The sequence below is a fragment of the Rhodococcus opacus B4 genome, assembly GCF_000010805.1.
Classification (GTDB): Bacteria; Actinomycetota; Actinomycetes; order Mycobacteriales; family Mycobacteriaceae; genus Rhodococcus_F; species Rhodococcus_F opacus_C.
Genome location: NC_012522.1, coordinates 2,797,543 through 2,817,976, shown reverse-complemented (window position 1 = coordinate 2,817,976; position 20,434 = coordinate 2,797,543). Strand labels below are relative to the sequence as shown.

General features: G+C 67.9%; 19 protein-coding genes. 15 read left to right on the top strand and 4 right to left on the bottom strand.

Annotated features, from left to right (window positions below; translation table 11 throughout):
- Positions 1–261 precede the first annotated feature (261 nt).
- From ROP_RS13020 to ROP_RS12990, 7 genes are all read left to right on the top strand, one after another.
- Positions 262–870, top strand: a complete 609-nt coding sequence (locus ROP_RS13020; protein ID WP_231868900.1) for an enoyl-CoA hydratase/isomerase family protein — start codon at positions 262–264, stop codon at positions 868–870.
- Positions 871–940: 70 nt separating this feature from the next.
- Entirely contained in the window at positions 941–1,678 is a 738-nt protein-coding gene (locus ROP_RS13015) for an enoyl-CoA hydratase-related protein (protein WP_043824690.1), read from the top strand.
- 43 nt (positions 1,679–1,721) lie between these two features.
- Positions 1,722–3,275: an acetolactate synthase large subunit gene (locus ROP_RS13010; protein WP_012689820.1), complete on the top strand. Its 1,554-nt coding sequence runs from the start codon at positions 1,722–1,724 to the stop codon at positions 3,273–3,275.
- Between the two features lie 143 nt (positions 3,276–3,418).
- Positions 3,419–4,408: an NADPH:quinone oxidoreductase family protein gene (locus tag ROP_RS13005; RefSeq protein WP_043826510.1), complete on the top strand. Its 990-nt coding sequence runs from the start codon at positions 3,419–3,421 to the stop codon at positions 4,406–4,408.
- 40 nt (positions 4,409–4,448) lie between these two features.
- Entirely contained in the window at positions 4,449–6,758 is a 2,310-nt protein-coding gene (locus ROP_RS13000; protein ID WP_012689818.1) for an acyl-CoA dehydrogenase, read from the top strand.
- A gap of 356 nt (positions 6,759–7,114) precedes the next feature.
- Positions 7,115–8,545, top strand: a complete 1,431-nt coding sequence (locus tag ROP_RS12995) for an MFS transporter (protein WP_012689817.1) — start codon at positions 7,115–7,117, stop codon at positions 8,543–8,545.
- An 87-nt stretch (positions 8,546–8,632) separates the two neighbouring features.
- Complete coding sequence (locus tag ROP_RS12990) at positions 8,633–10,696, top strand: 3-hydroxyacyl-CoA dehydrogenase NAD-binding domain-containing protein (protein ID WP_012689816.1); 2,064 nt, start codon at positions 8,633–8,635, stop codon at positions 10,694–10,696.
- A gap of 18 nt (positions 10,697–10,714) precedes the next feature.
- On the opposite strand, the gene ROP_RS12985 is transcribed toward ROP_RS12990, so the two are convergent.
- Positions 10,715–11,614: a LysR family transcriptional regulator gene (locus ROP_RS12985; RefSeq protein WP_043824689.1), complete on the bottom strand. Its 900-nt coding sequence runs from the start codon at positions 11,612–11,614 to the stop codon at positions 10,715–10,717.
- A 116-nt stretch (positions 11,615–11,730) separates the two neighbouring features.
- On the opposite strand from ROP_RS12985, the gene ROP_RS12980 reads away from it, so the two are divergent.
- Positions 11,731–12,612, top strand: coding sequence for a LysR family transcriptional regulator (locus ROP_RS12980; RefSeq protein ID WP_012689814.1), 882 nt, complete (start codon positions 11,731–11,733; stop codon positions 12,610–12,612).
- Positions 12,613–12,971: 359 nt separating this feature from the next.
- Here ROP_RS12980 and ROP_RS12975 read toward each other — a convergent pair whose 3' ends face one another.
- The gene (locus tag ROP_RS12975) at positions 12,972–14,108 is read right to left on the bottom strand and encodes a CaiB/BaiF CoA transferase family protein (protein WP_012689813.1); all 1,137 of its coding nucleotides are present in this window, start codon (positions 14,106–14,108) and stop codon (positions 12,972–12,974) included.
- A gap of 293 nt (positions 14,109–14,401) precedes the next feature.
- On the opposite strand from ROP_RS12975, the gene ROP_RS12970 reads away from it, so the two are divergent.
- Together ROP_RS12970 and ROP_RS12965 are read left to right on the top strand one after the other, a co-directional pair.
- Positions 14,402–14,605 carry a three-helix bundle dimerization domain-containing protein gene (locus tag ROP_RS12970; RefSeq protein WP_043824688.1) on the top strand — a complete coding sequence of 68 codons (204 nt, stop codon included), beginning with the start codon at positions 14,402–14,404 and terminating at the stop codon, positions 14,603–14,605.
- A 170-nt stretch (positions 14,606–14,775) separates the two neighbouring features.
- The gene (locus ROP_RS12965; RefSeq protein ID WP_012689811.1) at positions 14,776–15,738 is read left to right on the top strand and encodes a hypothetical protein; all 963 of its coding nucleotides are present in this window, start codon (positions 14,776–14,778) and stop codon (positions 15,736–15,738) included.
- A 68-nt stretch (positions 15,739–15,806) separates the two neighbouring features.
- On the opposite strand, the gene ROP_RS12960 is transcribed toward ROP_RS12965, so the two are convergent.
- Together ROP_RS12960 and ROP_RS12955 are read right to left on the bottom strand one after the other, a co-directional pair.
- Positions 15,807–16,448, bottom strand: a complete 642-nt coding sequence (locus tag ROP_RS12960; RefSeq protein WP_012689810.1) for a zf-HC2 domain-containing protein — start codon at positions 16,446–16,448, stop codon at positions 15,807–15,809.
- 13 nt (positions 16,449–16,461) lie between these two features.
- Positions 16,462–17,019 (bottom strand): sigma-70 family RNA polymerase sigma factor, encoded by a 558-nt coding sequence (locus tag ROP_RS12955; protein WP_043824687.1) that lies wholly within the window; start codon positions 17,017–17,019, stop codon positions 16,462–16,464.
- 110 nt (positions 17,020–17,129) lie between these two features.
- Here ROP_RS12955 and ROP_RS12950 point away from each other — a divergent pair, with 110 nt between their 5' ends.
- Genes ROP_RS12950 through ROP_RS12930 form a run of 5 tightly spaced genes read left to right on the top strand, consistent with a single transcriptional unit; the run spans position 17,130 to position 20,430 of the window.
- Complete coding sequence (locus ROP_RS12950) at positions 17,130–17,702, top strand: COG4315 family predicted lipoprotein (protein WP_231868899.1); 573 nt, start codon at positions 17,130–17,132, stop codon at positions 17,700–17,702.
- Complete coding sequence (locus ROP_RS12945; RefSeq protein ID WP_012689807.1) at positions 17,686–18,807, top strand: catalase family peroxidase; 1,122 nt, start codon at positions 17,686–17,688, stop codon at positions 18,805–18,807. Before ROP_RS12950 ends, ROP_RS12945 begins: the two co-directional genes overlap by 17 nt.
- A complete protein-coding gene (locus tag ROP_RS12940) occupies positions 18,797–19,381 on the top strand; it encodes a cytochrome b (RefSeq protein ID WP_012689806.1) in 585 nt (194 codons plus the stop codon). Before ROP_RS12945 ends, ROP_RS12940 begins: the two co-directional genes overlap by 11 nt.
- A gap of 27 nt (positions 19,382–19,408) precedes the next feature.
- On the top strand, positions 19,409–19,738 hold the full coding sequence (locus ROP_RS12935) for an ArsR/SmtB family transcription factor (RefSeq protein WP_012689805.1): 330 nt from the start codon (positions 19,409–19,411) through the stop codon (positions 19,736–19,738).
- Positions 19,738–20,430 (top strand): cation transporter, encoded by a 693-nt coding sequence (locus tag ROP_RS12930; protein WP_063721445.1) that lies wholly within the window; start codon positions 19,738–19,740, stop codon positions 20,428–20,430. The genes ROP_RS12935 and ROP_RS12930 overlap by 1 nt, the downstream gene beginning before the upstream one ends.
- The last annotated feature ends 4 nt before the right edge of the window (positions 20,431–20,434 follow it).

Here is a 20,434-nt window from a genome sequence, read left to right as displayed (position 1 = left end):
GTGCGGGTTGGTCACCTGCCACCACGATTACCTGAGGAACGCATTGTGCCTTCGTCGTTGTCCCGGCCGAGCAGCGAGGCGATGATCGAACACGACCACAGGCCCTGGGCCGACGGCGCAGCAGGCACCGACCTGGAAGGAATTCTATGAGCGCATCATCTCCATTGGAGGGCACCGTCTGCCTGGCGGAGGAGATAGGAGGTCGTTGTGACCAACCGTGATGACGACGTCGTACTCGTCCGACGCCACGAGAGTGGGCGCATGGACATCGTATTGAACCGGCCGGAGCGGAAGAATGCCCTGACGATCCCGATGGTGACACAGCTCGCGAGTGCTCTCGGCAACGCACAGGAGGACGACACGGTCACGGCGGTGCTCCTGCACGGCGCAGGCGGATGCTTCAGCTCCGGGTTGGATCTCGCCGAGGTCCGCCCGGGCGAGCCTGCGATCTCCGCGGCGATCGCCGAGCTTCACGCCCGCCTGGCGGCATTCGGGAAGCCTCTGGTCGGGGCACTGGAAAGGGCCGCGGTCAACGGGGCTGCGGCGATCGCGCTGGCCTGCGACGTGCTGGTGGTGGGGGAGAAGTCCTTCCTCCTGGTCGGTGAGGCGGAGATGGGTGTCGCGGCTCCGAACAACGTGCGATGGTTGCTTGCGAAGTACGACGTGAACCAGGCCCTGCATCTGACGTTGGCGTGTGAGCGTCAGTACGGCCCCGACCTATTGCACCGCGGATTCGCATACGCCATGGAGCCGGACGAGAAGGTTCTCGCCAGGGCGACGGAACTCGCGGAGAAGATGGCGTCCTACCCCGACGGCGGTGGAATCGCCATGAAACAAGCGATTCTCGCGCACGACCGCCTGAACGTGTGAGTACTACACCGGCGCACTCCACCACCCCACACCAGAGCCGGCCCCCGTGCCGCACGACACGAAGGTACACATGACTATTCGAATCGAGACCGTTCACGAGGGTGTCCGGTTGCTGACGATGGACCGCCCGCAACGCCGCAATGCGCTCGATGCCGCCGACTACGAGGCGCTCGCGACAGCAATCGCCGATGCCGACGAGGACCCCGAGGTGCGCGTATCGGTCGTCACCGGGGCCGCTGGCGTCTTCACGAGTGGAAACGACATCGCGAACTTCCAGGAGTACCGGACCGAGGGAGCCGGCGCGGGAATGGTACTGCTCCGCGCACTGGTGTGCGCGCGGAAGCCGATCATCGCCGCGGTCGAGGGATTCGCGATCGGCATCGGGACGACGATGCTGCTGCACTGCGATTTCGCCTTCGCCGGCCGGGCCACCCGCTTCCGGGTCCCCTTCGTTCCGTTGGGACTGTGCCCCGAGGGCGGGTCGAGCTACCTGCTTCCGCAGGTGGCGGGACTGAAACGTGCTACCGAGTTGCTGATGCTGGGCGACCAGTTCGACGCCGACGACGCGGCGGAAGCGGGGCTGATCAACCGTGTCGTTCCGGACGGCGACGCCCTCGAGGTCGCGCTCGAGAGGGCGTCCCGACTCGCCGCGGCCCCCGCCGAATCGGTGGAGGTGACGAAGATGCTGCTGCGTCGTCCGATCCGTGATGCGGTGCTCGAAACTTTGGACGTCGAAGCCGTACACTTCGGGAGGCGGCGGCAATCCGAGGAAGCGCAGGCGGCTTTCGCCGGATTTTTGCGAAAGTGAATGCCGACGAGGGTGGTTGGCGTCGACGAAAGGTGGCCAGAAAGTGAATGGTGCACAGTCGGTGATCCGCACCCTCGTCGACTCCGGCGTGGAGGTGTGTTTCGGCAACCCGGGCACCTCCGAGATGCATTTCGTGGCCGCACTCGATTCGGTTCCCGCGATGCGCGGCATCCTGGGGCTATTCGAAGGCGCCGTGACGGGCGCCGCGGACGGTTATGCGCGCATCGCGGGCAAGCCCGCGGCGACGCTGCTGCACCTCGGGCCCGGCATGGCCAACGGGCTGGCGAACCTGCACAACGCGCGGCGCGCACACACGCCCGTGGTGAACGTCGTCGGCGACCACGCCACGTACCACCATCGGCTCGACGCTCCCCTCGAATCCGACATCGACGCACTCGCAGGCTGGCTCGAAGGCTGGTCGCGCCGGGTGGTCGACACCGCATCTGCGGGCAAGGACGCGGCAGATGCCGTTGCCGCGTCGATGGATTCACCGGGGCGTTGTGCGACGCTGATCCTGCCCGCCGACGTGTCGTGGGGAGAGGGTGGTGTACCGGCCCCGCCGGGGACGCCTGTTGCGCGTTCGACTGTCGCGCCCGAGACGGTGCGCGCAGTAGCGGCGGACGTCGGTGCGGACGGGCACACCACGATTCTGCTCGGTGGCGAGGCGTGCCGCGCGCGTGGGCTACGGGCCGCCGCCAGGATCGCGGATGCAACAGGCGCGCAGATCTTGGTCGAGACGTTCCCGGCCCGACTCGAGCGAGGGGCCGGACTGCCGGCGTTCGACAGGCTGGGATACCTCGCCGAGCAGGCCACATTGCAACTCCAGGGCGCTGCCCGCCTGATCCTGGCCGGCGCCGTGTCCCCGGTCTCGTTCTTCGCATATCCGGGCCGGGCGGGTGACCTGGTACCTGACGGTGTCGCGGTCACGACCCTCGCGGAGATCGGGGACGACGTGACGGCTGCGCTGGAGGCGGTTGCCGATGTGGTTGCGCCGGGAGTGGAGCCGACCGTGTGTCCGCCGCTTCGCCCGCCGCTGCCGAGTGGTCCGCTGACCGTCCGGAACTGGGCTGACGTGATCGGCGCGCTGCTCCCGGACCACGCGATCATCTCGGATGAATCGAACACCTCCGGTGTCGGCCTCGCGGCGGCACTGTCCGGTGCACCACGACACGACGTGCTGATGCTGACCGGCGGCGCGATCGGGCAGGGAATCCCCGTGGCCACCGGTGCCGCGGTCGCGGCACCGCACCGTCCGGTGGTCGATCTGCAGGCCGACGGAAGCGCGATGTACACGATCAGCGCATTGTGGACGCAGGCACGCGAGCAACTCGACGTCACCACGGTCCTGCTGAACAATCGCGCGTACGCCATCCTGCGGATGGAGCTGGAACGGGTCGGAGCGGAAGGCGCAGGCGCCGCCGCGAATTCGATGCTCGATCTGTCTGCTCCGAACATGGACTACGTCAAGATCGCCGAAGGTCTCGGCGTTCCGGCCTCGCGTGCCACCACCGCAGGGGAATTGGCGGAGCAATTCGCTGCCGCGCTCGCCGCGCCGGGACCGCACCTCATCGAGGCCGTGATTCCACCGCTGCTCTGATCGCTCGGCTCTCCGGGCGGAATCTCCAGGGTCCCATCGTCGCGGCCTATTCCAGCGTACGACAAGGCGTCTTGGACAGTACTCGGTCGACTCCTCTTGAATTGGTGGACTATCTCACCACTTCCGTCGTCACAGGAGTACAGATGCGTGCATGGCAGATCACCCGGCTGGGGCAACCCGAGGACGCCCTCGAACTCGTCGAGTCACCCGACCGGGTGCCCGCGCCCGGTGAGGTCGCGGTTCGGGTCAGTGCTGCCGCGTTGGGATTTCCCGACCTGTTGCTGTGCCGCGGCGATTACCACGACAAACCGGAGTTGCCCTTCACCATCGGTGGTGAAGCGGCGGGTACCGTCGTCGAGATCGGTCCGGATGTGGACGGTGTCGACGTGGGCGACCGCGTGATCGTCACGGCCGGGGCGACCGTCGGCGGCACGCTGGCCGACCGGCTCGTGGTTCCGGTGGATCGGATACTCCCGGCGCCGGACGGGATGCCGCTCGAGCAGGCAGCGGCATTCTTCGTCGCCTACCAGACTTCGTACATGGCGCTGTTCCGTCGAGCCGGGCTGCGCAGCGGCGAGACGTTGCTGGTCCACGGAGCGTCGGGTGGGATCGGCAGCGCCGCTGTGCAGTTGGGTAAGGCGGTCGGGGCGCGGGTGATCGCCGTCGCGGGCGGCCGCGCCAAGGCCGAGGTGTGCCGCAGGCTCGGCGCGGACGAGGTCATCGACCACCGGGAGGAAGATTTCGTCGCTGCCGTGAAGACCCTGACCGGCGGACGGGGTGCCGACGTGATCTACGACTCGGTGGGTGGAGACGTGTTCGACCGATCCCGCCGGTGCATCGCCGTCGAGGGCAGGCTCCTCGTGGTCGGCTTCGCCGGCGGCACCATTCCCCAGTTCTCGGTCAATCATGCTTTGCTGAAGAACTATTCGGTGGTCGGATTCCGCACCCGTCCCTTCCGGGACGATCCGGTCTACGTCCGCGAAGTACACGATGCGCTGTGCGATTTCCATTCGCGCGGACTGGTGTCCCCGCTGGTGGACACGGTCGACTTCGACGCTGTCCCGAAAGCGGTTCGCGAACTCGGGGACCGAACGGTGGTCGGGCGACTGGTCGTACAGATTCCCGAAGCGTGAAGATGCTGCGCTACAACGAAAACTGCAAGGAGAAGACGATATGGGATTGACCACTACTGCGGAACATCGCGCGCTCCGCGATGCGATTCGGGAGTTTCTCACCGAGACCAGTGAACCCGCCGAGGTGCTGGCCGTCCAGGAGACCGAACTCGGATACCGGCCCGAGATGTGGGCGACGATGGCGGAGCAGCTCGAACTGCAAGGCATGCTTGTCGACGAGGAGTTCGGAGGTTCGGGCGCGGGCATCGGCGATCTCGTTGTCGTGGCCGAGGAATTCGGGCGTTTCGCGGCGTGCAGTCCCTTCTTCTCCAGTTCCGTACTGGCCACGCTGGCAATCGCGGACTGCGCCCAGGAGCAGTGGCGCAGTGAGCTTCTGCCCGGCCTCGCCTCGGGTGCTCGGGTCGGCTGCCTGGCGTTCGCGGACGCCGACGGGTGGTGGACCGAGGGCTCGGAGCCGGTGCGGGCTCACCGGGATGGCGCCGGTTGGCGTGTGGACGGTCGAGCCCACCATGTGCTCTTCGGCCATTGCGCGGACACCGTCGTGGTGGCGGCACGGACCGAGGACGGGATCGGCGTCTTCCTGGTGGATCCTGCGGATCCGGGCGTCCGGCGGGAACGACAGCCGGTCCTGGATCTGACCCGCCCGCTCACGACCATCACGTTCGACGGCGCCGAGGCGCACCGGATCAGCAGTGCCACCGACGCATCGGTGGCGCTGTCCGCGGCACTCGACAAGGCGCTGGTCGTGCAGGCCGCCGAGAGGGTCGGCGGAGCGCGCCGGTGCATCCAGCTGACCACCGACTATGCGAAGACGCGTAGCCAGTTCGGCCGTCTGATCGGCGCGAACCAAGCGGTCAAACACGGACTGGCCGACCTGATCCGTGCGCTCGAACCGATTGCCGCTGCGGTCGATGTCGCCGCGCACGCCGCCGATACTCAGGCGCCCGAGTTGCCGGCGCTCGTGAGCCTGCTGTCCGTCGCGGGGAGTGAGCGCTACCTGCAGGTCGCCGGAGAATCCATTCAACTGCACGGCGCGATCGGCTTCACCTGGGAACACGAGGCGCACCTGCATCTCAAACGCGCGAAGACGGATCAACTCATGTTCGGGCCGTCGACCTGGCACCGCGAGCGTCTGCTCGACGGAGTCCTGGCGGCGATCCGCTCCGGGGCCGAGGCGCCGGCCCGTACCGACGAGCCCGCACCACTCGCGGAGTTGCGGGCCGAGGTTCGGGCCTGGCTCGCCGAGCATCACGCCGAGGGAATGCCTCTCGAATACGCCCAGGAACCGTTCGGCCACCAGGATTCCGATGCGGAGAAGCGCTGGATCGATCTGTCGCGCGAAGGCCGTTGGCTGTGCCTGTCGTGGCCGGTGGAGTACGGCGGCCGGGGCCTGGGGCCGGTCGAGAACCTGGTCGTGGAGGAGGAGTTCGCCCGCGCGCGCCTCCGGCGCCCGCATCTCGGGATGGGTGAGAGCCTGCTCGCGCCCGCGTTGCTGGAGCACGGAACAGAGGATCAGAAGCGGCGGTTCCTGCCGCGCATTCTGTCGGGGCAGGACACCTGGTGCCAGGGATTCTCCGAACCCGAATGTGGATCCGACCTGGCCTCGCTCCGCACCGCCGGAACCGTGGTCGGCGACGAGCTGAGGATCACCGGCGAGAAGATCTGGACCAGCTACGGCGACCAGGCAAACATGATGTTCCTGCTGTGTCGCACCGATCGGGAGGCGCCGAGGCACCGGGGCATCTCCTACGTACTCGTTCCCATGACGGACAACGGCATCGACGTGGATCCCATCAGACGGCCGTCGGGCGACAGCGGGTTCGCGCAGGAACGGATCGCCGACGCCCGCGCCCCGCTGAACAATGTCGTGGGCGGCCTGGGCAACGGCTGGAAGGTTGCGATGACGACACTGGGCGCCGAACGGGCGGGCCAGGCGGCGACGCAGTACGTCGGATATCGCCACGAACTCGGCGTGCTGGTGGAGAGACTCGAGAAAGGTGGTCGGCTGGACGATGCGGTCGTCCGGCAGAGGCTGGCGGAACTGGCGATCGAAGTCGAGCTGATGCGCGCGGTCGGTTCCGTGATCGGTGCCCGAGTCGCGGCGGGGCAATCTGTGGACGAATTGCTGGCGATCGACAAGATCAACTGGTCGGAGTATCACTGCATCTTCGGTTCGGCGGCCCTCGAACTCCTCGGAGCGTCCGCGCTGATCCGTCCCGACGGCGACGGCTACCGGCTCGATGCGCTGCAGCGTGTCTTCGTCGAGAGCCGGGGGCGCCGGATTGCCCGCGGTTCGAACCAGATTCAACGAAATATCATCGGCGAGCGCGTCCTGGGGTTGCCCCGGTAGCCGGTCACCCGGCATGTGCGTCCAGCCGCAGATCCATGCGTATCCCGTCCGCCGCACAGCGGGCACAATGGACGACATCGATGGGAGAGCAGGTGCGAGGCGATGAGCTGGTACGACGACAGGCCGCGGTTGACGCACGACGACCGCGTGACGGTCCGGCGGCGAATAAACCCGTGGGACGCCTATTAGTTGAGATGCATTGACAAGCAGACTGTTTCGCTGGGTATCCGGCATGCTGCCAGGCATATGATCTGTCGATTGTCGGAATAGGGGGCCAGTCTTTGCTCTCTGTGACGCATGCCATTTGAATTGACTCTCATGAGCGCAATCACACCCGCTGAGATGGAGATCTCCTCATGACTGTCACCAACGGCCCGAATCGCGCGGGCAAATCCGAGGTTGAAATGACCGAGGCAACCCATCCGGTGGAAGCCCGAACGGCACGCACCGCGTGGAGCATCACGTTCCTGGTGATGATCCTGCAAGCGGTGAACTTCGCCGACAAGGCGGTGCTCGGCATCGTCGCCCGCCCGCTGTCGGAGGACCTGGGCCTGTCGAACGCCGACATCGGGTTGCTCGGCAGCCTCTTCTACGTTCTGTTCGTCGTGACCGGTCTACTGGGAGGGTTCATCGCCGATCGGGTGAAGATCGTCTGGGTGCTCCTGGCGATGGCTCTGCTCTGGTCGCTGGTGCAGATCCCGATTCTGCTGGTCGGTACGTTCGGGGCGCTGATCATCAGCCGGGTCCTGCTGGGTGCCGCGGAAGGGCCGGCTTCGTCGCTCACGAACGTGGCGGTGTTCGGGTGGTTCCCGAAGAGCAAACGCGGACTGCCCTCGGCCGTGGTCACCTCCGGCTCGTCGCTGGCCAAGATCCTCATGGCTCCCGCGCTCACGCTTGTCGTCGCGGCGTACGGCTGGAAGTCGGGGTTCTTCACGATGATGGTCGTCGGCGTGGTCTGGGCGGCGGTATGGCTGGTGGTCGGCAAGGACGGCCCCTACTCGGTGAACACGGCCCGCGAGCGGGCGAAGGCGAGCAACGCCGACACGGTGAAGCGGGTGAGCATCCTCCGGATCGCGGCGCTGCCCACCTTCTGGGGCGGCGTGCTCGGCATGTTCGCCATCTACGGCATGGTCGCCGTGATCCTCACCTGGCTTCCGTCGTATTTCGAGCAGGGGCTCGGTTACAGCAGAGTCAACTCCGGGCTTCTCTTCGCGCTGCCCAGCGTCACGAGTATGGCAGCGATGCTGTTGAGCTCTTACGTCACCGACCGTCTGGCAGGGCGCGGTACGACGGTGCGTGTCTCGCGCGGTCTGGTGTCCGCCGGCGCGTTGCTCGTGTGCGGTGGCTGCCTGGCCGTGATCCCCTACACGACCAGTTCCTGGATCGCCGTGGTTCTGGTCGTCACGGGCTACGGCGTCGGCGTGGCGACCTTCCCCCTGATGTTCGTCGCCGTCAGTCACATCAGCCCGGAGCGTCAGGTTGCGTCGACCCTGGGCGTGTTCGTCGCGCTGTTCCAGACCTCCGGAATACTGGCGCCCTGGCTGACCGGCTACCTCGTGGACGCGGCATCCAATCCCGTCGACGGGTATACGACGGCCTTCCAGATCTTCGGTGTCGTGGCGATCGTGGGCGCGGTGGTGATGTTCCTGACCGTCGACCCCGAACGGGACCGTGCGCGGGTAGCGGCGATCGATCCGTTGACCAATGCCGACGGCGCCGCCGAGGACGCCGAAATGTATGCGGCGCCGCGCAGCGAGGACCCCGGACGCGCACCCGGAGCACAGTGAGCCCGACCTTCACCGCCGTCGATCGACGGATTCACGTCGAGCCGACGGCTCGGCTCGATTCACCCGTTCACCTCGAAAGGTACATCGATGTCCACGCAGTACAGCGTCGCCGGTAGCGTCGCGATCATCCGCCTCGACAATCCGCCGGTCAACGGTCTCGGGCTGTCGACCCGACAGGGGATTCTCCGGGACCTCTCCCGCGCCCTGAATTCGCCCGAGGTCGAGTCGATCGTGTTGACCGGCGACGGCAAGTTCTTCTCCGCCGGCGCCGACATCACCGAATTCGGCACACCCAGGTCCTCGGAGGAGCCGTCGCTACGGACCGTGATCGCAGCGCTCGAGGACTCGGCCAAGCCGGTTGTCGCGGCTCTGGAGGGGACGTGTTTCGGCGGCGGCCTCGAACTCGCACTCGGCGCGCACTACCGGGTTGCGGCGAAGACCGCGACGGTCGGCCTGCCGGAGGTGACGCTGGGGTTGGTGCCCGGCGCCGGCGGCACGCAGCGACTGCCCCGGGTGTTGACCGTGCGGTCCGCGGCCGAGATGATCACCGGTGGTTCGCCGCGTCGGGCGGGTGTGCTGGCCGCCGATCCGGGGCAGCGATTGTTCGATCGAGTGGTCGATTCCGATACCATCACCGCTGCAATACAATTCGCCGGAGAGATGGCCGTGTCGGGTAAGTGTCCACGGATCCGGGACCTGGAGGTGATCGGGGACGAGGACCTCGGACCGTTGCGTGCGCAACTGACCAAGCGCAGCCGCGGGTTCGAAGCCCCACTGGTGGCCCTCGACCTCGTCGAGCGGGCGCGCTCCGTCCCGTTCGCCGAGGGCCTCGACGCCGAGCGCGCCGCGTTCCTCGAATTGGTGGGCGGCGATCAGTCGGCGGCGCTGCGGCATGCGTTCTTCGCGGAACGGACGGCCCGGAAGATTCCGGGCCTGGACCCCGACACGACGGTGCGGCCGGTGCGAGAGGTGGCGGTGGTCGGCGCCGGCACCATGGGCGGCGGCATCGCCATGAACTTCCTCAACGCGGGCATCCCGGTCATCGTGCTCGAGACCTCGCAGGAACCTCTCGCCCGCGGTCTCGCCACGATTCGCCGCAACTATCAGGCGCAGGTGGACAAGGGGAAACTGACTCCCGAGGCCATGGAGCAGCGCATGGGGTTGCTCCGCCCCACCGTCGACTACGCCGATCTCGCGGACTGCGACCTTGCGATCGAGGCCGTGTTCGAGGACATGGACGTCAAGCGTGCGGTATTCACCGAGCTGGACGAGGTGATGAAGCCCGGTGCGATCCTCGCGTCCAACACCTCGACGCTCGATGTCGACACCATCGCCGCGTTCACCCGCCGGCCTGCCGACGTGGTCGGGATGCACTTCTTCAGTCCTGCGAATGTGATGACGCTGCTCGAGATCGTGCGCGCGGACAAGACGGCCGACGATGTTCTCGCGACCGTGTCGGCCGTCGGACAGCGGATCGGGAAGGTCACGGTCGTGTCCGGAGTGTGCGACGGGTTCATCGGCAATCGGATGCTGGCCCGGTATCGAGGGGCAGCCAACGCTCTTCTCGAGGCAGGGGCGTCGCCGGAGAGGATCGACTCCGCCATAGAGGATTTCGGATATGCGATGGGACCGTACCGGGTCGGCGATCTGGCGGGCGGCGACATCGGGTGGGCGATCCGCAAGCGCCGTTACGCAGAGAACCCGGACCTGCCGCGAGACGAGATCTCGGACCGGCTGTGCGAGATGGGCCGATTCGGGCAGAAGACGGGTGCAGGCTGGTACGACTACGAGCCCGGTCGTCGTGACGCCATCCCGAGCCCCGTCGTGGCGGAACTGCTCGAGTCCTACCACCGGGAGAAGCGCACCCGGCGGCAGGACTTTACTCCCGAGGAGATCGTGCAGAGACTGGTCTTCGCTCTCGTGGACGAGGGTGCGCGGATTCTGGACGAAGGAATCGCGTTGCGCGCGTCCGATATCGACGTGGTCTATCTGGCGGGATACGGCTTTCCCCGGCATCGTGGCGGGCCGATGTTCTACGCCGGCACCGTCGGGCTGGCCACGGTCGAGCAAGCCCTGCGGACGTTCGACGCAGGCGCCGAACCGGCACCTCTGCTGACGCGATTGGCGAAGGAAGGCAAGACCTTCAGCTGACACCGGCGTACGGCGGGCTCAGGCCTGCCGGTCACGCCACCGTAAAGCCGTCTCGAGGAGTGCGCGTGCAGCCGGCGACAGCACGCCCGGGCGATGCATGATCGCCAGGTCGACGAGCACCGGTGGCTCCATTGCGCGGGGGACCACACCGGACTCCCCGGAGTTGGCGACGACGGCGGCGGTGGTCCAGGCCATGCCGGCACCGGCGGCGACCAGCGGAACCACCGCCTGCCGGTGTGCCGTGACCACGCCCAGTTTCGTGCGCCGTGAAGCCCGTCGCAACGCGGCCTCGATGGTGACTCGACCGAGTGCACCGCTGGTGACGGCGATGACCGGCAGCTCGGGAAGATACTCGAAGGGCAGGGGATCGGGCAAGGCGTCGGCGGTCTCCTGGCGGAGCGCGACACACAGTTCGTCCGTTTGCAATTGGTGCGACTCGAGGCGAAATGCGGTGTTGGTGTCGGCGGTGTCGAGATAGCCGAAACCCAGTTCGACGCTGCCGTCGCGGACTGCGCGCGCGACATCCGACTCGGATTCGAACTCGCTGAGGCGGACGCTCACGGTGGGGTAGGCGAGCCGGAGTTCGCCGATCAGTTCGGGAAGCGGCGATTCGGACGGGCCCGCGGTGGCGCCGAGGTCCACGTGTCCGCCGTGAAGCCCGGAGAGTTCGGCAACGGAGGCTTGCGCGGTGGCCACATCCCTGAGGAGTTGCCGAGCCGGATCTACCAGCGCAGCGCCGACAGGTGTCGGGACCAACCCGCGGCCGACCCGGTGGAAAAGGGGCGTACCCATTTCGCGTTCGAGGACACGGATGGACTGTGACAGTGACGGCTGCGCGAGGTGGAGGGCGGCGGCGGCGCGGACGACACCACCGTGCTCGACGACGGCGAGAAAGTGCTCGGCCTGCCGGAACTCCATGCCCACCTCGTCGCTGCCGTGGCCCGCACCCGGACGGTCGACCGCTCCGGACGCGAAGCGTGTGTGCTTCTCGCGTGCACAGCTTATCCTCCGGACACATTGGCTACCCTCGGGCAGTGGACTCACGTCAGCTTCGGTATTTTCTCGCAGTGGTCGAGCACGGCAGCGTCACCAGGGCCGCCGAGGTACTCTTCGTCGCCCAGCCGGCCTTGTCGCAGTCGCTGCGGGGTCTGGAGAGCGAGCTGGGTGTCGAACTGTTCCGGCGCGTCCCGCGCGGAATGGAGTTGACCGACGCCGGTGTGGCGCTTCTGGGTCCGGCCCGGCAGGTGATGCAATCGTCGCAGCACGCGGATGAGGTCGTGCGGGGAATCGCCACGTTGGAACAGGGCTGGCTCGACGTGGCGAGCCCGCCGGGCCTCGCGGTCGAACCGCTCGTCTCACTCGTCGCGCACTTTCGGGCGCGCTATCCGGGGGTGTGGGTGAACCTGCTCGATCCGGGACCGAACGCCGACGTCGAGAGCCTCCTGCGGAACGCCCGATGCGAGGTGGGTGTCGACTACCTCCCCGCCGACGACGACAAGCTGTCGACGCACGGGCTCGGCCGACGCCGGCTCCTGTTGGGTCTGCCTGCAAAATCGTCCCACGCCCAGTCGGTGCCCTTCCCGATCGACGGTCTCGCCGATCTGCCGTTGGTGGCAGGACCGAGGGGCACCGCTGTCCGTGACGAGGTCGAACGCGTCTGTGCCGAACGCGGATTTGCCCCGCGGGTAGCAGTGGAGGTCGAGCACGAGCACAACGTGTATCTTCTGGTTGCCGCCGGTGCCGGTGCCGCGTTCCTCACGGAGTCCGAAGCCCGGCGCTCCGAGAGTCGCGGGGTTCGGGTGGTGCGGACCGAGCCGGAGCTGGGCCACGACTTCGGTCTCGTCTTCCGGTCGGGTCCGCTGTCACCGGCCGCCCGTGCTTTCGTCGAGCTCGCGGCCGCAGGCAACGAAGGGTGAAGGGCCCGTCGAGCATCCGTAAGTGACATCGCTGCGCTTCCCTCGGCTTGCGCCGCGCAACTCACGCCCTCCGCCAATTGGTCTGGGAGGCAACGGAGTTTTGACCGGAGGCGCCGCACGGACCGTGGGACATTCGAGCATCTGATGGACGCGCACGTCACGGAATTCCGCGGAGTGCGGGCGCAGGGCTCGAGCTGCGACGCCTACGAGGGCATCACGTCATTCCTGGAGCGCAACGGCGCAGAATGCTCGCGCCGCCTGCGACGACGAGGATTCCGGCCATTGCTTCCGCATCGTGTGGGAGAACCGAGAAGCCGGTGACCCCGCCGCAGCAGGCGACGGCGACATTCGGCCGGCCGTCACGAGGGGTTCAGCCCGAGTTCGGTGAGCACTTCCTCGGTGTGCTCGCCGAGACGGGGTGCGCCGAGACGAGTCGGTTGCCAGGGCTCCGTACCGACGCGGACGTGCGGCGCGGGTTCACGCACGATGCCCAGTCCCGGTCGCTCGACCTCGCGGATGACCTCGTTCGCCCGCACCTGCGGGTCGGTGAGCATCTCCTCGACGGTGTTGAGCGGCCCGCAGGGAATGTCGGCGCCGGAAAACAGTGTCAGCACCTGGTCGCGGGTCGCGCCCTGGAACATCGCGGTCAGCTGGTCGTTGATCGAGTTGCGTGCGGCGCGGCGATCGGCCAGTTCGGGGAACTCCTCGATCCACTCCGGCCGCTCGATCGTCCGGCAGAGCTGCCGCCACTGCGCATTGGTGGTGGCCGTGCAGATCAGCCACTTGCCGTCGCCGGCGCGCAGAATCTGCGCCACCCGAGTGTTTCGGTCGACCTTTCCCGTAGGGGGCGCGTCGACGAATGTGTCGGCCTGCATCATGTCCGGCCAGAGAAAGGAGATTGCGGTGTCCAGCATGGTGACCTCGACGTGGTCGCCCCGGCCGGTGCGGCCGCGCTGGACGAGGGCCGCGAGGATGCCCTGGGTCAGCGACATCGACGTCAGCTTGTCGGGGAGAACATTCGTCACCAATTGGGGAGTGTCTTCGTCCTGGGTGGCGGCCATCGACGACACACCCTGAATGATCGGGTCGTACACACGTTGTCCGGCATAGGGACCCGTCGCCCCGAAACCGCGCACCGACGCCGTGATCAGCGCCGGATGTCGGGCGCGGAGGTCGCCGAGTCCGAGCCCCAGCCGTTCGGCGACACCCGGGCGCCAATTCTCCATCACCACATCGGCCTTCGCGATCAGTGCATGAACGGCCCGGCTTCCCTCGTCCGACTTCAGGTCGAGCACGATTCCGCGTTTGCCGCGATTGGCGTTGTAGTACATCGCCGACATCCCACGGTGCATCGGAGCATTGCCACGAAGCTGGTCGCCGTCGCGGCTCTCGACCTTGATCACGTCGGCTCCGAGTTCGGCGAGCATGGTTGCCGCGTAGGGGACGGACAGCACGCCGCCGAGATCGAGTACGTTGACTCCGTCGAGCGGGCCCATGGTTCCTCCTGCGAATGGTCCGTGACGCGCGGGTGGCACGTGCTTACACATTCGGTGATCGCGGGGCTTTCGTCCAAGACCAAATTCCTCCCCGAGCGATCGGCCGGAGTGATGGGACGCGAATGGGGAGGTGAGGACGGTGATCGGCCCGGGACGAATCGAAGAACGATCCGCGCAGGCAGTCGTCTATCTCACACTCGCACAAGTTAAATATTCAACTTTAGGTGTGTGAAGATTGAGCGACGCGGAGGTTGCGAGTGGAGTGGCCCCGGAATTCTCAGGGGAGGGCGATCATGTCCGTCGACGAAGAACGACGCCAGATCGAGTTGGTCGTCGACCGGCTTGCCGTGGAGCACACCACCGTGTCACACGACATGGTCGAGCAGATCGTGCACGAGGTGCACGCGACATTCGACGGGGGAGTGGTGCGCGATTTCGTTCCGCTGCTGGTCGAGCGGTCCGCGAAGCGAAAGATCGCTGCGCTCATCAGTTTCTGACGCACGGTCACCTGCACGATCTCCGGAGTGAGTAGCTGGTGAACAGTTGCCGAACTCCCGGAGTTCGGCACGTGGGTGAGTTTCACCCGGACGCAGGCATGGGTAGTCGCGGTAGCGGCGCACGTTGCGCCGATTCGATGCCGTCACATGCCGAAGGGGCGAAAATTCGCATGAGCACATCTGACACGATGACCTTGCTGGCGCAGTTGCGCACAGTCCTCGACCTGACCCACACCGAGATCCAGCTCGCCGTAACCCGCACCGTCCAGGCCCGGACCGAGGCCGTGCGCCGCGAGCTGTCGGAGAATGCAGACAATGCCCGCGCCCGCGCCGAGGCCATCGAGGCCGCCATCCGCGAACTCGGCGGCGTCCCGGAGTTGATCGGCCCGTTCCTCGGGCGCGCGGGCGCCGCAGTGAAGGCGGTGGTCGAGCAGGCCCAGCCGTTCGACGAGGCCTTGCTCGGGGATCTCGCGCTCGAGCATCAACTCCTGGACCGTGCCCGCTACATCAAGGCACTCGCCGTCGCGGCGCAGAAGAAGGACGTCGAGAATTTGGCGTTCCGGCTGATCGCCGCCCATTCGGCAACCGTGGACTGGCTGACCACCGTCCTCGCCGAGGAGGCGTTGGGCGGGCCCGCGGCGCTGCGCCGCACCCCGTTGCAGGCGGCCGCCGGGACAGCGGTGCGGCTGGTCAACGCGCCGGTCGCCTGGTCGGCCCGCGGCCTGGACCGAGCCCTCGACACCGTCCGCGCAACCCCGCCGGCGCTCAGCGAGTTGCTGAGCAGGGGCGCTCACGCCGGCGACGTCGCTGTCACCACGCTGGCCGCATCCCGCGACGCAGCCCTCGAGACCGCGGAGCAGGTCACCCGCCGCGAAGGCGCCGATGGGGTCGCGGACGTGCTGCATTCCGCCCGCACCGCGGCGGGAGTCCTCGAACCCGGTGAACTGCCCATCGACGGGTATGACACCCTCAACGTCTCGGAGGCGGTCGCCGCGGTCAAGGAGCTGACCGCACCGGCGGATGTGCGCGCCATCGTGGCGTACGAGGAAGCGCACAAGAACCGGCACGGTGTCGTCTCGGCCGCGCAGACCCGCTTGGCCGCGATCGCTCAGGATGTCGCCGGCCTCAGCTGACCGGGCTCCCGTCGTCGCCGGTCTCCACGGTGAACACACACCGCGAGATCGGCGACGCACCGGCACTGTCACGAGTGCAGCGGCGCCTGCAGTACGGCAGTGTCGTCGCCGGGTGCGCTGACGCCGAGCAGGGTGGCGTCGGACATCGGCAGTGCCACGGCGAGGTTCATCGACATCCTCCGGTCGCCGCCGGCGATGAAACTGCCTGCGTTCATGCGACTTCCGTCGGGTCGCTGCAGCCAGACGTTGTAGGTGCTGCCCTGGGGGAGTCCGGCGACGTCGAGGCTGATACCGGTTCCCCAGGCCCGGTTCTCCACCCGAGCGGACGCCTCCACGCCCGCGGCGGGCGCGGTGAAGGCCACCGGTTGTCCGGGCGGGCTGCTCGGGACGAGGGTGCGGAGGAAGAATCCGCCGGTGAGCAGGCCGAGGGCGGTGACGGCGGCCGCGGCGACGACCGCGATCCGGCGATGACGCTGCCGGCTGCGTTCGTGGCCGAGCGTCGCGAGAATCGTGTCGGGTAGTGCGAAGGACGGCGCAGGCGGCGGCTCGTGTAGTCGGTCGGGGTCCGCGTGCCCCAGAACCGAGGCCACCGGGGTCAGCTCGATCAACTCGGCCCGGCAGTCCGGGCATCCGTCGAGATGGGCGCGCAACGCCACGGATTCGTGGTCGTCGAGGCGCCCGAGCGCGTACATGCCCAGCAAGGTGTGCATTTGTCGGCAGCGATCACTGGTCACCGTGCCACCCCATTTCTTCCAGTACGAGTTTGAGCGCCTTCAGCCCGTAGTACACCCGACTGCGGACGGTGCCCACGGGGATGCCGAGTTCCGCCGCGACCTCGCCGGCAGGCCGGTCGCGCAGATGAATCTCGACGAGTACGACGCGATGCTGCTCGGACAGGCGCCGCAATGCCTCCTCGACCTGCAATCCCACCAGCAGCTGTTCCAGCGGGCGCTCGGGCACCGGAACGTCGGGTGGCTCGGTGTCGGCGAGCTGGGGCCGGGAGGCCCGCGCCCGGCTCGCGTCGATCACCACGTTGCGGCAGATGGCATACAGCCAGGTCCGGACGGTGGAACGCCGCGGGTCGTACCGGTCCGCTCCCCGCCAGGCGCGGAGGAACGTCTCCTGCACCACTTCCTCCGCGCGTCCCCGATCGCCGAGCGAGCGATAGGCGAGGGCGAACAGTTCGCCGGCGTGATCGTCGTAAACGGTCCGCAACACCGCACTGTCGGCCAAATTCCCGACCGCCTCGTCCGCCCGCCTCCGCGACATGCGTAGCCGCACGACCTCACCTCCTGCAACACCGGAAATGTCGTCGGCCCGCCCGACGTCCGCCAGGGTGTACGGGCGTCGGTGCCGCGGCGTTCACCGTCGATTCTCACACCGGCGTGTTCGTGAAGTTCTCGGCCGCCGTGAACGCGGCCGGCCGGCGGCCCGTACTCCCCGGCGTCGTCCGCGATCGGCGGGCGGTTCAGCGAGAGAACGGAGATCTGATGATCGCGAAGCGCACGATTGTCGCGGTGGCCTGCGCGGGTGCTGCGGTTGCCGTGATGTCGGGCTGCAGCCAGGCGCCCGAGGCCCCGGCGGCTGCCCCCGATGCGGCGGCGACCGGCGCGTCCGGCACCGCGCCGACGCTCGGCACGCGGGAGACCGCGCTGGGCACCGTGCTGACCGACGGCGACGGCTTCACGCTCTACCGTTTCGACGAGGACACCGCAGACCTGGTGCGGTGCGTGGGCCAGTGCGCCGAGATCTGGCCGCCGACGCCCGGCGCGCCGTTGCCCCACCCGGACGCCGTCCTGCCGGGCACGGTCGGCACCACGACGCGTCCCGACGGCGTCGAGCAGGCCACCTATGACGGTCACCCTCTCTATCGGTTCGCGAAGGACACTGCCCCGGGGCTGACGAGCGGCGACGGGGTCAAGGGCACGTGGCACGTGGTGACGGTCGATGCCGCGCACGGGTGACGGCCACGAACCCTCCGTCGGTGGCCGTTCGGGCACGACGGTCACCCGGCGCGGCGCCCTCCTCGGTCTGGCGGCGGTCGGTGCGATCGCCGCGGCGGACGTCGGTGGGTTCCTGTTCGCCGGCGGCCGGCTGACCCCGGACACCGTCACCCCGTCGCGGTTCGTCGATCGATTCGAGCAGGTTTTCGGCCGGCACGAGGGGTTCCGGCGCAACCATGCGAAAGGGGTGAGTGTCACGGGGTGGTTCACCGCGACCGGTGCGGGGTCCGCCGTGTCCACGGCGAGCGTCTTCCGGGCCGGCAGCCGCCACCCCGTCACCGGACGGTTCTCGTTGTCGGGCGGGCAGCCCGACGCCGCCGACGCGGTGGACACCGTGCGCGGTCTGGGGTTGATGTTCCGGTTGCCCGGGGGAGAGCAGTGGCGGACCGCGATGATCGACAGTCCGGTGTTCCCCGACCGCACGCCGGACGGTTTCCGTGCTCGGCTGCTCGCCTCGAAGAAGGTCCCGGACACCGGCAAACCCGATCCGGCCGCGATGGCGGCGTTCCTGGCATGCCATCCCGAGACGGCGGCGGCGATGGACATCATCCGGCGTCAGCATCGCACTTCCGGTTTCGGAGACAGCACATTTCACGGGCTCAATGCCTTCCGATGTACCGACCGATCCGGGGCCTCCGTTCCGGTGCGCTGGCGGTTGGTGCCGGAGCAAGCCGTCCGGCAACCCGGTGCCGAGGAGGGTTCCGGCCGCGACTACCTGTTCGACGCTCTCGTCCGGGAGGTCACACGAGGACCGCTGCGCTGGCGGATGATCCTCACGATCGGGGAGGCGGGGGACCCGACCGACGATGCCACCAGGCCGTGGCCGGCCGACAGGACGTCGCTCGACGTCGGCACGCTGACCGTCGATGCGATCGACACCGAAGGCCCGGGCAACGCGCGGGACGTCAACTTCGATCCTCTCGTCCTGCCGAACGGTATTGCGCCGTCCGATGATCCACTGCTCAGCGCGCGGTCCGCGGTGTACGCGGAATCGTTCGACCGGCGGTCCGGTGAGCCGAAAGCGCCGAGCCGAGTCACCGTTGCGGAGGTGCCCGATGAGCGATAGCCGGACACGGTACGCGTTCACGTCGCGGCTGCTGCACTGGGCGATGGCGATCCTCGTGGTCGCCCAGCTCTTCCTCGGAGTCGCGATGGTGGCGTCGTTGGACGCCTACCACCTGTTGCGGACGGTGCATCAGCCGCTGGGGTTCGCGATCCTCGTCCTCGCGGTGGTACGCATCGGCAACCGGATCGTCCACCGGCCGCCGCCGTCCTCCGGGATGCGGCCCGCCGAGCGGATGGTCGCGACCGGGTCGGAATACCTCCTCTACGGACTCCTGGTGCTGCAACCGGTCACCGGGTGGGCGATGCTGTCGGCGGGCGGGTTCCCGATCGCGCTCACCGCGCAGCTGAGTCTGCCCGCGATCGCTCCCCGCGATCCGGACCTGTATGCCGTGTTGCGGCAGTCCCACACCGTGCTCGGGTACCTGCTGTTCGCCGCGTTCACCGCGCACCTGTGCGCCATCCTGTTCCACACGTTCGTCCTGCGTGACCGGATTCTCGGCCGGATGACGCTGTCGCGCCGACCCCGGCCCGCCCCGCCGCCGCAACGGCGAGATCCAGAGTTCAGGGTTTCCTGAATACAGGATTCTCTGTATCCTCGGGGCATGGAGACGTTGATCCACCGCGATGCGCTGGCCCGGTTCGGATACGCGCTGTCGGACACGACGCGCACGCAGATTCTGCTGAGCCTGCAGTCGGGTCCCGGGTATCCGTCCGAGCTGGCCGAACAGATCGGGGTGTCGCGTCAGATCTTGTCGAATCACCTGGCCTGCCTGCGTGGGTGCGGCCTCGTCGTCGCGGCGCCGGAGGGGCGGCGCACCCGGTACGAACTGGCGGATCCGCGGATCGGGCGCGCGCTCGACGACCTGATCGGCCTGGTGCTGGCCGTCGATCCGACCTGTTGCCCGGACGCCGAGTCCGACGGATGCTGCTGATGGCGTCGGAACTCGGAATGCCCTCTCCGCGTTCGGCTCTCACCGCGCACCGACGGCAGGTCCTGGGGCGGCGGATCCGGTGGTTCGTGGCCGCGACGATCAGCTACAACGTGCTCGAGGCGATCATCGCGCTGAGCGAGGGCGCCAGGGTGTCGTCGACCGCGCTGATCGGTTTCGGCCTCGACTCGGTCATCGAGGTGTCCTCCGCGGCAGCAGTGGCCTGGCAGTTCGCCGGCAAGGACCCGGAATCGCGGGAGCGGGTGACGCTGCGGATCATCGCGTTCTCGTTCTTCGCGTTGGCCGGGTATGTCACGGTCGACGCGATCCGATCCCTCTTCGGCATCGGCGAGGCGGAGCACTCGATCGTCGGGATCACGCTGGCGGCCGTCAGTCTCGCGGTCATGCCGGTGCTGTCGTGGGCGCAGCGGCGCGCGGGCCGCGAACTCGGGTCTCTCTCGGCGGTCGCCGATTCCAAACAGACCCTGCTGTGCACCTATCTGTCCGCCGTCCTGCTGGTCGGCCTGCTGCTCAACTCCCTGTTCGGGTGGTCCTGGGCCGACCCGATCGCCGCCCTGGTCATCGCCGCGATCGCGGTCAAGGAAGGCGTCAACGCCTGGCAGGGCGACACCTGTTGCCCGGCGCCGGTCACCACGTCCGGAACCGGCGGCGGCTGCGACTGCTGCGACGACTGAAAGG

Bases quoted from the DNA above. Each gene is read 5' to 3' on its own strand.
- ROP_RS13020 (WP_231868900.1), top strand. From the start codon at position 262: ATGGACATCGTATTGAACCGGCCGGAGCGGAAGAATGCCCTGACGATC.
- ROP_RS13015 (WP_043824690.1), top strand. From the start codon at position 941: ATGACTATTCGAATCGAGACCGTTCACGAGGGTGTCCGGTTGCTGACG.
- ROP_RS13005 (WP_043826510.1), top strand. From the start codon at position 3,419: ATGCGTGCATGGCAGATCACCCGGCTGGGGCAACCCGAGGACGCCCTC.
- ROP_RS13000 (WP_012689818.1), top strand. From the start codon at position 4,449: ATGGGATTGACCACTACTGCGGAACATCGCGCGCTCCGCGATGCGATT.
- ROP_RS12995 (WP_012689817.1), top strand. From the start codon at position 7,115: ATGACTGTCACCAACGGCCCGAATCGCGCGGGCAAATCCGAGGTTGAA.
- ROP_RS12990 (WP_012689816.1), top strand. From the start codon at position 8,633: ATGTCCACGCAGTACAGCGTCGCCGGTAGCGTCGCGATCATCCGCCTC.
- ROP_RS12985 (WP_043824689.1), bottom strand. From the start codon at position 11,614: ATGGAGTTCCGGCAGGCCGAGCACTTTCTCGCCGTCGTCGAGCACGGT.
- ROP_RS12975 (WP_012689813.1), bottom strand. From the start codon at position 14,108: ATGGGCCCGCTCGACGGAGTCAACGTACTCGATCTCGGCGGCGTGCTG.
- ROP_RS12970 (WP_043824688.1), top strand. From the start codon at position 14,402: ATGTCCGTCGACGAAGAACGACGCCAGATCGAGTTGGTCGTCGACCGG.
- ROP_RS12965 (WP_012689811.1), top strand. From the start codon at position 14,776: ATGAGCACATCTGACACGATGACCTTGCTGGCGCAGTTGCGCACAGTC.
- ROP_RS12960 (WP_012689810.1), bottom strand. From the start codon at position 16,448: ATGCACACCTTGCTGGGCATGTACGCGCTCGGGCGCCTCGACGACCAC.
- ROP_RS12945 (WP_012689807.1), top strand. From the start codon at position 17,686: ATGCCGCGCACGGGTGACGGCCACGAACCCTCCGTCGGTGGCCGTTCG.
- ROP_RS12940 (WP_012689806.1), top strand. From the start codon at position 18,797: ATGAGCGATAGCCGGACACGGTACGCGTTCACGTCGCGGCTGCTGCAC.
- ROP_RS12935 (WP_012689805.1), top strand. From the start codon at position 19,409: ATGGAGACGTTGATCCACCGCGATGCGCTGGCCCGGTTCGGATACGCG.
- ROP_RS12930 (WP_063721445.1), top strand. From the start codon at position 19,738: ATGGCGTCGGAACTCGGAATGCCCTCTCCGCGTTCGGCTCTCACCGCG.